Here is a 13459-nt window from a genome sequence, read left to right as displayed (position 1 = left end):
AGAATCAACGCACTATTTGTCAGTTCCCTGCCACACGTGTGTCTTCACCGTGGGCAGAGCGTGGGGGGTCCACATGTCGCCGTTCTCGGCGCATCATTTCCGCCTGCCCGGAAGCAAGAGAGCCCGCGCTAAACGCGCGCGCCTCGCCGGGCGTACCGGCATCACCGTCTCGGTGGCGCTGATCGCAACACTCTTGCCCATCCAGGCCTGGGCAGCGCCACCGGGCGACCGCAGCGGTGTACAGCTACCCGGCCTCCAGCAGGACATGAAGGCCAAGCTCGACAAAGTCGAGGCCGCCAAGCTGGAAGGCTGGGCGGGGGCGCCCGTCCAGTCACCGCCGGAGTACGAACCGTCGAAGGTGACGCCCCCGGCCGGCGGTACGGCCAGCGTCGCCCTGTCGGGGGACCAGCTGGTGCAGGTGGGCACGCTGCCGGTCAGCATCGGCAAGGCCTCGCCCACCGAGGCCAACCCGACCCCGCCAGCCCCGTCCGGCACGTGGTCGGTGGCGGTCGAGACGCGTACGGCCACGGAGGCCGCGAACGTCGACGGCGCACTCATCAAGGTCACACCGCCCGCCGAAGGCTCCACACCCGTCGACGTCCAGCTGGACTACAAGAAGTTCAAGGACCTCTACGGCACAGAGTGGGCCACCCGTCTGGAGCTCAAGCAGCTCCCCGCCTGCTTCCTCACCACTCCGGACCTCCCCGAGTGCACGGTGGCGCAGGATGTACCGAGCACAAACGACCCGGCCACGGGAACCGTCCGGGCAACCATCGACCCCGCTGCCGCACCGGGTCAGGGCCTGCGGACGATGACGGGCGGCAGTGGCGGCCCCACTGTCCTGGCGGCCTCGGATGGTGCGTCCGGCGCGGGCGGCACCTTCAAGGCCACCTCCCTCTCCCCATCCGGTTCCTGGACGGCGGGTGGCAGCGGCGGCGGCTTCTCCTGGTCATATCCCCTGACGGTGCCGGCGCCGCCGGCCGGCCCTTCACCGAAGGTCGGCTTCTCGTACTCCTCGCAGGCCGTCGATGGCAAAACATCAGTGGCCAACAGCCAGGCTTCCTGGGTGGGCGACGGCTGGGACTACGAACCGGGATACATCGAGCGGCGCTACCGTTCCTGCGCTGACGACCTCAAGGCCAGCCCTGGCAAGCCGAACAACGACAACGCCACGGACAAGAAGAAGGGCGATCTCTGCTGGGCAGGCGACAGCGTCGTCATGTCCATGGCTGGTTCGACAACCGAGCTCGTCCACGATGCCGCCACCGGCAACTGGATCCCGGCCTCCGACGACGGCTCGCGCGTCGAGCGCAAGACGGATACCACGGTTCCGAACGGCGCGAAAGATGGTGAGTACTGGATCGTCACCACTCGGGAGGGCACCCGCTACTTCTTCGGCCGCCACGATGTCGATGGCGCGGGCAGTCGCCCGGTCACCAACTCGGTCCTCACCGTCCCGGTCTACGGCAACCACCCCGGCGAGCCCTGCTATCAGGCCTCCTTCGCCGCCTCGTCCTGTGATCAGGGCTGGCGGTGGAACCTCGACTACGTCGAGGACGTCCACGGCAACGCCATGATCATCGACTGGGCCAAGGAAACCAACCGCTACGCCAAGAACTCCAGGTTCAAGGAAGCGGTCACCTACGCCCGGGCCGGGTACCCCACTCAGATCACCTACGGCCTCCGCAACGACAACCTCTCCGGCCCCCCGGCCGCCAAGGTCGAGTTCACCGTCGCCGAACGCTGCATCAAGGAGGGCACCACCCAGTGCTCCGACGCAGAGTTCGAAGGCAACAACTACGGCGATAAGCAGCCTTGGTGGGACACCCCGTCTACTCTGAACTGCAAGCCCACCGCCAAGGACTGTTACGTCGGTTCCCCCACGTTTTGGACCCGTAAGCGCCTGACCGCCGTCACCACCTACGGCCAGCGCACCGAGGGCTCCACCGCCCTGTCCCTGGTGGACCGCTGGAACCTGACTCAGTCCTTCCCCCGCCAGCGCACCGACACCCACCCGCCGCTCTGGCTGGAGTCGATCACCCGCACGGGCTATGGCACCACCAAGGACGGCGCCGGAAACCAGGAAGCAACCACCCTTCCTCCGGTCTCCTTCGTCGCCAACGTCCAGGACATGCCCAACCGCGTCGCGACCGGTCCGACCGACGCGACCCCGGACTTCGACCGCCTGCGCGTGGAGACCATCCGCACCGAAACGGGCGGCGAGATCGCCGTCGGCTACTCCGCGCCCTGCCCGGTCGGCGGCACGCACCCCAAGCCGGAGGAGAACACCACCCGCTGCTTCCCGGTGTACTGGTCGCCGGACGGCGACCTGGAGAAGCCTCCGCTGGAGTGGTTCAACAAGTACGTCGTCGACAAGGTCACCGAGAAGGACCGCGTCGCCCGCCAGCCCGACGTCACCACCAACTACAGCTACGAAGGCGACGCCGCCTGGGCCAAGGCCGACGACGAGTTCTCCAAACCCGAGCTGCGCACCTACAGCCAGTGGCGCGGCTACGCCAGCGTCGCCACGAGCAGGGGCATCACGGCGAATTCGGGCAAGCCCGATGCGACCGAGCAGTCCCAGACCCGCACCCGGTACTTCCGCGGCATGTCCGGCGACGCCGGCCGTCCCAAGATCACCATCAAGGACTCCACTAACACCGAAGACCTCGGTGAAGACCTGCCCCAGTACCAGGGAAGAGCTGCCGAAAGCATCACCTATACCAAGGCCGGCGGGAGCGTGGTCTCCCGTGACCTGACCTGGCCCTGGAGCCAGCAGACGGCAACGAGGCCCCGTGACGGCACCACACCCCTGAACGCATTCCGGTCGGGCACCTCACGCACCGACTCCGTCCAGACGGTCAGCGGCGGCGCCACCCGCATCCTGCGGTCCCGCACCGCATTCGAGCCCACCTACGGACTCACCCAGACCGTCCAGAACGAGGCCATCAGCCCCAACGGCACCGGCGGGTGGCAGACCACCCAGCAGACGTGTGCCACGACGACCTACGTCCACAACCCCGCCAAAAACCTGATCGGCTTCCCGCAGCGCGTCCGCACCACCAACGGCGACTGCGTGCAGGCCGCCACCGCGGCGCTGCTCTCCGATTCCCGCACGTCCTACGACGCGCTTGGAGCCTTCGGGACCGCCCCCGTCAAGGGGCTGATCTACCAGGTCGACACCAACGACGCGAACGGCACCGGCTGGATCACCACCGCGCGCACCGAGTACGACGCCCTCGGCCGCTCCGTCAAGGTCTACGATGCCGCCGGCAACTCCTCCACGACGACATACACCCCCAGCACGGGCGCCGTCTTCGCGGTGTCGGGCACCAACCCGCTCGGGCAGACGGTCTCCAGCAAGAGCGACCCCGGTCGCGGCGTCACCGTCGAGGAGACCGACGCCAACGGCCGCAAAACCAGCACCACCTACGACAACCTCGGCCGGTCCACGGCCATCTGGACACCTTCACAGAAGCCGGGCACCGACAAGCCCGCTTCAACATTCACGTACCAGATCGCCGAGCACGAACCCCCCGTCGTCACCACCAGCATCCTCCAGGACGACGGCACCTACGCCCAGGCCGTCACCATCTACGACGGCATGCTGCGCCCCCGCCAGAGCCAGGGCGAGGCCACGGGCGGCGGCCGGATCATCACCGACACCCTGTACGGCGCCAACGGCACCGTACGCCAGACCAACAACGGCTACTACGCCGAAGGGATGCCCGAAAAGAAGATCTTCGTTCCGGAAAGCGTCTTCCAGGTTCCCAACTCCACCAAGACCGCTTACGACGGCCTGGGCCGCGCCGTCCGCACCACCACCCTGTTCGCCGACGTCCCCCAGTACTCCGCCACCGCGCAGTACGAAGGCGACTACACCCTCACCCGCTCGGCCATGTCCGCAGACGGCACCACCGCCCTCAAGGGCAGCACCGCGTCCAAGACCTGGACCGACGTGCTGGGCCGGACCTCCGCGATCGAGCGCGCCACGTCAACCGACCTGACGACGTGGAACAGGACCACCTACGCCTACGACATCCGCAACAAGCTGACATCCGTCACGGATGCGGCCGGCAACAAGTGGGCGTACGAATACGACGTCCGCGGCCGTCAGACCGCTTCGGAGGACCCGGACACCGGACGCTCCGAATTCGGCTTCGACAACCTCGACCAGAAGACCTGGGCCAAGGACTCCAGCGGCCGCACCCAGTACACCGTCTACGACGCCCTCGGCCGGCCCACCGAGCTGCGCGACGACGCAGTGAACGGGCCGCTCGTAGCCTCATGGGCGTTCGACTCCCTGCCGGGCGCCAAGGGCCTGCCCGTCTCCTCCACCCGGTACGAGGGCGGCGCGGCGTACAAGAGCGAGGTCACGAGCTACGACGCCGAGTACCGGCCCACCGGGTCGAAGATCACGATCCCGGACGTGGCCGGCACCAAGGGCCTCGCCGGCACGTACGCCTCGAACGTCACCTACACTCCCACGGGCAAGATTCAGTCCACCACCACCCCGGCAACACCTGGTGGCCTGGCCGCCGAGAAGCTGATCACCCGCTACAACTCCGACGGCCTACCCCAGAGCATGTCCGGACTGGCCTGGTACACCGCCGACGTCAAATACAGCCCCTTCGGCGAAGTCCTGCGCACCGCCTCAGGCAACGCGCCGAACCGGGTGTGGACCACCACCCAGTACAACCCGAACACCGGCCAGGTCACCAACCAGATCTCCGACCGCGAGACCGGCCCGAGCCGCATCAGCGACGTCTCCTACGCCTACGACCCCGCCGGCAACATCACCTCCATCACGGACAGCCAGCCGGGCGGCCGTGAAGACCGCCAGTGCTTCGCCTACAACCCGATCGGCCAGCTGACCAAGGCCTGGACCGGCAAGACCTCGGCCTGCACCGGCCCCAGCCTCACTGACGTCACACCCGGCCCTGACGGCGACGGCTTCTGGCAGGAATACCAGTTCGACGCCATCGGCAACCGCACCAAACTCGTCAACAAGGACCTGACCAACGGCGCCCTCGACGACGAGACCACCTACACCTACGGCGTCACGACGACCGGCGGCCAGCCGCCCGTCACCACGAAGCCCCATGCCCTGTCCAAGACCGAGAAGACCACCCGCAACCCCGGCTCCACCGTCACCTCGCTCACCAACTACGCCTACGACGCCTCCGGCAACACCACCAGCCGGCGCATCGACGGCGACACCCAGACCCTGAACTGGGACCGCCGAAACAAGCTCGCCTCCGCCACCAGCCCCGGCATCGGCGCTGCCTCCGTTATCGGAGCCTCGGGCAAGTGCATGGACGTCGAGAGCGGCGGAACGGCAGATGGCACCCCGGTCCAGATCTACCCGTGCAACGAGACCAAGGCCCAGCAGTGGCGCCTGACCGGCAACACCGTCCGTGCCCTGGACAAGTGCCTGACCGCCAGCGGAACCAAGCTTGTCCTGGCCACCTGCGACGGAAGCGACAAGCAGAAGTTCGTTTACCGCGCGGGTGACAAATCCCTGAACAACCCGGTCACCAACCAGTGCGTCGATGTCCCCAACAACGCTGCCGACGGTAGTGATCTCCAACTCTGGTCTTGCAACACGACCGGTCCGCAGCAGTTCAGCTTCGACACCACGACCACGTACATCTACGACGCCGACGGCAACCGTCTGATTGAGGAGACTGGCAGCAGCCGCACTCTTTACCTGGGGGACGCCGAGGTCACTGTCAATAAGTCCGGACAGCCCATCGACGCCGTCCGCTACTACGCCGGCCCCGGAGCCACCACAGTCCGCCAGACGGGCGGCAAGCCGGACAACCACAAGTTCAGTGTCCAGCTGGCCGATCATCACGGCACCGCCACCACCACCATTGACCAAAGCAACGGCCAGAGCATCACACGGAGGAAGAGCGACCCGTACGGAAACCCCCGCGGCACCCAGCCCGGCAACTGGCCGGGCAACCGGGGCTTTCTCGGAAGCGGTGTCGATGACACCAACACCAGCCTGACCCACCTCGGCGCCCGCGAATACGAGTCCACCACCGGTCGCTTCATCTCCGTCGACCCCATCATCGACATCACCGACCCGATCCAGATGAACGGGTACACCTACTCCAACGGCAACCCCATCATGGGCGCAGACCCCAGCGGCCTCAAATCCGATAACTGCGCCTACCACTCCAACTGCAGCGCAAACGGCGGAACGCTCGACGAGAAGAACTATGACACCATGCCCGGCGCCGGTTCCGGCGGCGGGAGCGACGAACGCGAAGACCTCGACTACAACTACATTCCGCCCGCGCCTACATCACACAAGGGAAACTCCGGAAGCAGCGGAAGAGCAAGCTCGAAGAAAAGCTGCGGCTGGTTCTCTCTCTGCAACGTCAAAAAAGCAGCCAGCAAGGTAAACAAGGTCTGGCAGGAAAACAAGGTATTCATCGTCTCAACGGCCGTTGAGATCGCCGCAGGAGCCGCATGCGTAGCCGCCGCAGGCGGTGCAGCAGCCGCAACCGGCGGAGCTGGCTTCGCGCTCGTTGCCGGCTGTGGCGCAGTTGCCGGAGCAGCGGGTGCCGCTGTCGCCAACTTCATGGACCCGAATGCCGACCACAGCATCAAGGGTCAGCTCAAAGACATGGGCACCGGGGCGCTTTGGGGAGCTGCCAGCGCGGCTGGCACCGCCGCAGCGTCGCCGTACGTTGCAGCGGCGGCCAAAATCATCGCCAAGGGCGCAGGCGAGGCGGCTGCCAAAATCGCTTCCAGATTCGCATCCAAGAGCGGGTCCAGTGAGGCAGCGGCAGCAGCACCGTCACCACCTTGCAACAGCTTCGCTGTTGGTACGGCCATCCTGATGGCAGATGGATCCACCAAGCAGATTGCGGATCTGCAGGTGGGTGACAAGGTCGTCGCCACCGACCCCGAAACAGGCGAGACAGTCACCAAAGACGTCACCGCGACGATCCAGGGCCAGGGGACCAAGAACCTCGTCGAAATCACCGTCGACACCGACGGCAACGCCGGAACGGCCACCGAGCTCATCACGGCCACCGACAAGCACCCCTTCTGGGCAGTCGACCTCGCAAAGTGGATCGACGCGACCGACCTCCAGATCGGCCAGTGGCTTCGTGTCAGCAACGGAGCACACGTCCAGATCTCAGCGATCAAGCGCTCGACGACGCCCAATACCACCGTCTATAACCTCACCGTCGCAGACCTGCACACGTATTATGTGCTGGCGGGGGCCACTCCGGTCCTGGTTCACAATTGCGGCGGCGCTCTGCTTAATCGAGCCCGCGAGCTTCATGCAACGCGGGCCGATGAGGCATCGACAGTTGCGGTTGCCCGAGTTCGTAACGTGAATACGGGTCGATCTGAAACATGGGTTGCAACTGAACGCACGGGTTTGCCCGATGAATGGAGGGGCGGCAATGCGCCGCTGCGCGGCGAGCGCTACATCCCCGGGCAAGGCCATGCCGAGGCTACGATCATGAATCGCCTGGGGAGCGACTGGGAGATCACAGGGATGGCTTCGTCGACTAGGATGTGCCCTGCATGCTTCGCGCAAGCGACAGGGCCAGGCGTGGGCCTCACACCAAGCCCGATCGGCAAGGGCACCGGAGTGTCGAGTACTGGAAACACGCCATGGCGAGTGGTTCTAGGGGGTGGCGGCTGATGGACTTGTGGAGCCTGACCGGAGGGCTGTCTCTCGCCAGGATGCGACCCATCCTTGAGGTTGCGGGGGCCTCGCACCTGGCAGAGATCGATGACATCGTCGCTGGCTGCAGCGGTCCAGCAGTTCCTGGAGGCGCAGAGAAGATCGCCTCGCTGAGGAGCTGGCGAAGCGAGATCGGTGCCCTGGAGGACTCGTCTGACCCGTCATATTTTCAATCGACAGCTGCTGGCGTAGCGATACTGGTGGCGTCGCAAGAGCTGCCTTCAGACGATCGCGAATGGAGGATCAGATCCAGCGTGGGGAACTTTTGGGATTCCTGCGATGATCTGTTGCAGGCTGGCGGCGGATACTCAAGGGCTGAGTTTCAGGGAATCAAGACGACTCTGCGGGGAGTTGAGGACATATGGCGCGAGGGTGATTTCCGCTTGTTGTCCGAAGAGGGGGTCGATGTAGCGGAATTGTACGCGGAACGTCTCTCTAAGATTCGCTCCAGTTACCCGAAGCGTCGGCAGATTGCGCGAGTCGTAGCGGAGTGTGCCGAGTGGAATACTCCGACAATTTCCCCGTGATTCCTGGCGGGGTTATCGGAATCTAGTAGCAGTGCGACGGAGCCCTCATCGACAGTGATGTCGATGAGGGCTCCGTGCCGTTTGACGGCAAAGCTGACGGCAACGTCAGCGGACGGCGACCGCAGTGGGCGGGTCGTCAGGGTCGTCGTCCTGACTGCCGAGGGCGTGGCCCAAGGCGTCGATGGCGTCCCGCTGGAGTCGGAGTCGTACGTGGGCATAGACGCCGATGTGGGCGTGGCCCAAAAGCTCCTTGATCACGACGAGATCGACGCCTTGCTCCAAGAGCAGGGTGGCGGTCGAGTGGCGTAGGTCGTGGAAGCGGATGCGTCGGAGTCCGGCCCGTTCGAGGAAGCAGCGGAAGCGGCGGGTGAGGTTGGCGGGGTCGAGGGGCCGGCCAGTCGGTGTGGTGAAGACGAGGCCGCTGTCCTGCCAGGCTGACCCTGCGGTCTCGCGCTCCTTGCCATGCTGCTGCTTGTGCTCCTTGAGAGAGTGGATGCATTCGGTCGGGAGTGCGATGCGACGTTCGGACGCTCGGGTCTTGGTGGGGAGGTGGGTGAGGCCGCTGGTCCGGGTGCGCTGGAGCGAGTGGCGGATGCTGGCTGTTCCGGTGGTGAGGTCGAGGTCTTCCCAGTGGAGGCCGAGGAGTTCACCCTTGCGGAGGCCGGTGCGGAGAGCGAGTTCGTACAGAGCGTGGACCCGGTCGGTGCGGGCTGCGTCGAGGAACTGGCGGGCTTCGGTCGCGGTGAGGGGCTGGAAGCGCCTCGGCCGGTACGTGGTGATCTTGACGTTGCGGGGCAGTTCGTCTTCGCGGACGGCGTGTTCGAGGGCGGACTTGAGCACCGAGTGCACGTAGGTCACGGTCAACTGGGACAGCCGCTTCTGGCAGCATTCGCCGATCGCGCAGCACTTCTTCCGTTCGGTGTCGAGTTCCTGGGTGCAGCACTGGCAGGTGGTGCGGAGCCGGTCGAGGAAGGTGCGGACGTCCTTGGCGGTGAGGCGGGCGATCTTCTTGGTGCCGAGTCCGGGGACGAGGTGGAGGCGGACGCAGGCGGCGTAGCGGGTGTGGGTGTTCTCGCGGAGCCGGTGGACGGCGACGTTGCCGGCGGGCGGCCTGGCCGCCGCCGGGCACCTCCAGCCGGCTGCACCCGGTGCGTGGGCACCAGCAGCCCCCTGCCGACACGAACTGTCGATCCAGCTCTCTCCTGTGCCAGACGGCGGCAGCGAGGAGTCCGGCGCCGGGGCTGTAGCCCGAGCCGTGGTAGGCCCAGTGGCGACGACGAGGGTGGTCGTCGGGTCGGGCTCGGCCAGGCTGGCCCGGGTGCGGGCCTGCTCACGAGCGTGGCGCCGCGTCCCTGGCAGGGGCGGCAGAAGAGGGCTCGGTCGAGGGTGCCGGAGGCGTCGGCGGACTTGGTGGCGTACTTGGCCACGTAGGCGGCCACGGCCCGGTCGGTCAGTTCGGCGTCGGTGCCGAAGGCGGCGATCTCGCGCACGTCGAGCTTTTCGCCCCAGGCGAGTTCGCGTTCCCCGATCGCGTCCGACACGACCGCGATACGTGCGCGGGTGGCAGCAGCCCGGATGGCATCGGGGAGCAGGGTGACCGCGGCGGACGGCGGTGGAGGCTGGGTGCTGCCGTCCGGGCCGTCGAGCCGGATGACCGCGTGGAAGTGGACCAGGCCGCGCTTCTGGTACTCGGCCACCTTGGCGAACGAGACCCGCAGAACCGCGCGGGCGGCCTTCTGGGTGAGGCCGAGCCGGGCGGCGATCTCCCGGCGCAGGTAGATCGCGAACCGTGCCCACAGCGCGGAGGCATGGGCGTTGAACAGGACCGCGCCCGCGTAGTCGTACGTCGCCGGATTCAACGGGGTACCGAGCAGGGCGTCCGTGTGTTCGTGGAGCTTGCCGCAGCGGCAGGGGCGGGGTCGTTCGGCGCGGCTTGGGGGGCGGCTGGGATCCGACGCGGCGGGTTTCAGTCCTTGCGGTGCGGGCCGAGGTCGAGGAGGACGGCCGCCAGGTCGTGCGCGCTCAGGCCCGGGCCGGGAAGGTCCGTCGTGGGCCGGGTTCCGGACCGCAGGCCGTCGAGGAACAGGGCCAGTTGCCGGCGCCAGGCGTGCGGGGGGCCGGCGGCCGCGAGGGAGGGCACGGAGCGGCCGAGGGTGGCCAGGCTCAGGAGCACGTCCTCGACGGTGACGTCGGGGCGCATCGCGCCGTCCCGCTGGGCGCGGTCCATCAGCAGGGCGATGGTCTCGTGGTTGTGGGCCTGGACGGCGTCGAGGGAGGTCACGCCCTCTATGGCGGTGGTCATCAGGTCGTTGGCGCCTCGGTCGGTGGCCAGGACCGTGAAGACCGCCTCCAGGTAACGGGCCAGCGCCGCCCAGGGGTCCGCCGCGCGGCGGGCCTCGTCCCCGGCGGCGACGGTGCCCTGGAGGGCGTCCTCGAACACCGCGTCGATCAGGGCCGCGCGGGTGGGGAAGTGCCGGTACAGGGTGGCGTTCCCGACCCCCGCCCGGCGGGCGATCTCGTCGAGGGGGGTGTCCAGGCCCTGGGCGGCGAAGGCGGTGCGGGCGGCGCCCAGCAGCAGCTCGCGGTTGCGCCGCGCGTCACGCCGTACCGGCGCGGGCCGTTCCGTGCCCGGGGTCAATGTCCACTCCTCGCGTCTGCCGGTGCCGGTCCGCGTGGTCACGTACGCGTACGGGTGTACCGGGGATCGTTGTCCGGTACGGATGCTAGCGCGGCCGGGGCCCCCGTCACGCGGGGAGCCGCCGGGACCACCGTACGGGCAGGGCGCTCACGCCCCGGAGCATGGCGCCCGGGCGGCGCTCCACGGATTCCGGCGCGATGGCCAGGGCGAGGTCCGGCAGCCGCCGCAGCAGGGTCTCCACGGCGATCCGCCCTTCGAGGCGGGCGAGCGGCGCGCCCAGGCAGTGGTGGATGCCGTGGCCGAAGGCGAGGTGCCCCTGGGCGGAGCGCCGGATGTCGAAGCGGTCGGGCTCGGGGAAGTGGCCGGGGTCGCGGGAGGCGGCGGCCAGCGAGAGCATCACGCTGTCGCCGGCCGGGATGCGGACCCCGGCGATCTCCACGGATTCGGCGGCGTGCCGGAAGGCCGCGGCGGTGACGGGCCCGTCGTAGCGGAGCATCTCCTCGACGGCGCCGTCGATCAGGCTCGGGTCGGCCCGCAGCGCGGCGAGCTGGCCGGGGTGGCGCAGCAGGGCGAGGACCCCGCTCGAAATGAGGTTGACGGTGGTCTCGTGGCCCGCGACGAGCAGCAGGAAGGCCATGCCGAGCAGTTCCTCGGGGGAGAGTCCGTCCTCCTCTGCGGAGGCCAGGACCAGGGCGGTCATCAGGTCCGGGCCGGGGTCGTCGGCCTTGGCGGCGACGAGGGCGGCGAAGTACGCGCTCATATCGGCCGCCGCGGCGCCGGCCGCGGCCGGCGAGGAGGGGGCCACGAGCTCGGTCGACCAGGTGTGGAAGAGGGGCTGGTCCGAGGACGGGACGCCGAGCAGTTCGCAGATGACGGTCAGCGGCAGCGGAAGGGCGTAGCCGGCGACCAGATCGGCGGTGCCGGCGGCCGGGAGGGCGTCGAGGAGCCCGTCTGCGATCTGCCGGACGCGCGGCCGCATCGCCTCGACGCGCCCGGCGGTGAACTCGCGGGCGACCAGGCGGCGCAGGCGGGTGTGGTGGGGGGCGTCGGTCTGCAGCATGTTCAGCCCGATGGCGTTGCCGCCGTCGCTCTTCCACGTCGCGGAGTGCCGTATGTCGTTGCAGAGCCGGGGGTCGGTCAGCGCGGCGCGCACCTCGTCGCGTCCGAGGACGAGCCAGACGTCGCCGGTTCCGGGCACGTGGACGCGGTGGACGGGGCCCCGCTCGCGCAGGGCGGCGTAGACGGGGTACGGGTCGGCGGTGAAGTCCGTTCCCTCGGGGGCGAGTTGTTCGAGCGTCGGGGCGGGCGCGGCGAGCCGGGCGGTGGTGCGCATGGCGGTTCCCTTTCTCCCTCACGAACCGGGGAGTGTTCCCCGGTTCGTGAAGAGGACGCTACAGCATGAAACGGGGAGTTGTCCCCGGTTGAGAGCGGGCGACATAGTAGCCATGGCTATAGTCGCCATGTACACTATCTGGCATGAGCAAGGTTCCGCCGGGTCCCACGCCCGGTTTCCTGGTGTGGCGGCTCGCCAACAAGTGGCGCGTCGCGGTCGATCGGGCGGTGGCTCCGCTGGGGCTCACCCACGCGCAGTACTCGCTGGTCGCGTCGCTGTACGACCTGCGGAACTCCGGCGAGCCGCCGCCCAGTCAGCGCCGGCTCGCCGACCACACCGGGATGGAGGCGCTGTACGTCTCCAAGCTGGCGCGGGCCCTGGAGTCGGGCGGGCTGATCGAGCGCGCCCGCGACCCCCGCGATCCGCGTGCCGTTCAGCTCGCCCTGACCGAACGGGGCCTGACGGTCACACACCAGGCCGTCGGGGTGGTCCAGGAACTGATCCAGCGGCTGCTGGAGCCGCTGGGCGGCCTCGACGCCCCGCGGACACGCGCGTTCACCGACGAGCTGACCGCCCTGCTCGGCGTCCCGCTGACGCCGCCCCCGCCGCCGCTGCCTCCGCCGCCCGCGTCGGCGGCACCGGCCGAACCGGCCACCGCGAGCGCTCGAACCGAAGGGGACACCCCGACATGACCACCGTGACCACCGTGACCACCACCGCAGCCCTCCCCGACGCACCCCTCCCCGATGCACCCCTCGCCGACGCGCGCATGCTGGGTCTCGCCCACTACGCCGCCCGCGGCGTCCTGGAGCGGGTCCTGGCACGGCACGGCCTCACGTTCCAGGAGCAGGTGGCCCTGCGGGCCGCCGTCGCCGGGGCCCCGCAGCCGGGGGACGCCCTCGCCGCCCGGGTCCAGGACTCCCTCAAGGCCGGCCCGGCGGAGGCCGCCGTCGTCGTCGACGCACTGCTGGCGAAGCGGCTGCTGTCGCGCACGGACGGGGCGCTGCTGAGCGCCACGGACGCGGGGCGCGAGCTGCTGACCGCCGTCGCGGCGGAGACCGCCCCCGTCACCGCCCGTGTCTGGGCCGGCATCCCCGCCGAGGACCTGGCCGCAGCCGCCCGCGTCCTCACCCTCGTCACCGCCCGCGCCGAAGCCGAGCTCGCGGCAGAGGCGGGCGGGGCGGCCTGAGCAGGAGCAGGGGCTGATCCCGGTCCGCCAAACCCGTGGTCGATGGCGTGCCCCG

General features: G+C 68.6%; 5 protein-coding genes and 2 pseudogenes. 3 read left to right on the top strand and 4 right to left on the bottom strand.

Annotated features, from left to right (window positions below):
* Positions 1-73: 73 nt before the first annotated feature.
* Positions 74-7675: a ricin-type beta-trefoil lectin domain protein gene (locus ACFYYT_RS23000; protein ID WP_351816912.1), complete on the top strand. Its 7602-nt coding sequence runs from the start codon at positions 74-76 to the stop codon at positions 7673-7675.
* 674 nt (positions 7676-8349) lie between these two features.
* Here ACFYYT_RS23000 and ACFYYT_RS22995 read toward each other — a convergent pair.
* The 4 genes and pseudogenes from ACFYYT_RS22995 to ACFYYT_RS22980 form a co-directional block, all read right to left on the bottom strand.
* Positions 8350-9342: pseudogene (locus ACFYYT_RS22995) on the bottom strand (tyrosine-type recombinase/integrase); the annotation flags it as partial.
* A 64-nt stretch (positions 9343-9406) separates the two neighbouring features.
* Positions 9407-10190 (bottom strand): annotated as a pseudogene (locus ACFYYT_RS22990) (replication initiator); the annotation flags it as partial.
* Between the two features lie 20 nt (positions 10191-10210).
* Positions 10211-10882, bottom strand: coding sequence for a helix-turn-helix domain-containing protein (locus tag ACFYYT_RS22985; protein WP_351816915.1), 672 nt, complete (start codon positions 10880-10882; stop codon positions 10211-10213).
* Between the two features lie 106 nt (positions 10883-10988).
* Complete coding sequence (locus ACFYYT_RS22980; RefSeq protein ID WP_351816918.1) at positions 10989-12215, bottom strand: cytochrome P450; 1227 nt, start codon at positions 12213-12215, stop codon at positions 10989-10991.
* Positions 12216-12358: 143 nt separating this feature from the next.
* Here ACFYYT_RS22980 and ACFYYT_RS22975 point away from each other — a divergent pair, with 143 nt between their 5' ends.
* The gene (locus ACFYYT_RS22975) at positions 12359-12907 is read left to right on the top strand and encodes a MarR family transcriptional regulator (protein ID WP_351816921.1); all 549 of its coding nucleotides are present in this window, start codon (positions 12359-12361) and stop codon (positions 12905-12907) included.
* Positions 12904-13404, top strand: a complete 501-nt coding sequence (locus ACFYYT_RS22970) for a MarR family transcriptional regulator (protein ID WP_351816923.1) — start codon at positions 12904-12906, stop codon at positions 13402-13404. The genes ACFYYT_RS22975 and ACFYYT_RS22970 overlap by 4 nt, the downstream gene beginning before the upstream one ends.
* Positions 13405-13459 lie beyond the last annotated feature (55 nt).

The sequence above is a fragment of the Streptomyces sp. NPDC002032 genome, assembly GCF_042890765.1.
Classification (GTDB): Bacteria; Actinomycetota; Actinomycetes; order Streptomycetales; family Streptomycetaceae; genus Streptomyces.
Note: the sequence above shows the minus strand (reverse complement) of the source record. Positions and strands in the feature narration are given on the sequence as shown.

Bases quoted from the DNA above. Each gene is read 5' to 3' on its own strand.
- ACFYYT_RS23000 (WP_351816912.1), top strand. From the start codon at position 74: ATGTCGCCGTTCTCGGCGCATCATTTCCGCCTGCCCGGAAGCAAGAGA.
- ACFYYT_RS22980 (WP_351816918.1), bottom strand. From the start codon at position 12,215: ATGCGCACCACCGCCCGGCTCGCCGCGCCCGCCCCGACGCTCGAACAA.
- ACFYYT_RS22975 (WP_351816921.1), top strand. From the start codon at position 12,359: ATGAGCAAGGTTCCGCCGGGTCCCACGCCCGGTTTCCTGGTGTGGCGG.
- ACFYYT_RS22970 (WP_351816923.1), top strand. From the start codon at position 12,904: ATGACCACCGTGACCACCGTGACCACCACCGCAGCCCTCCCCGACGCA.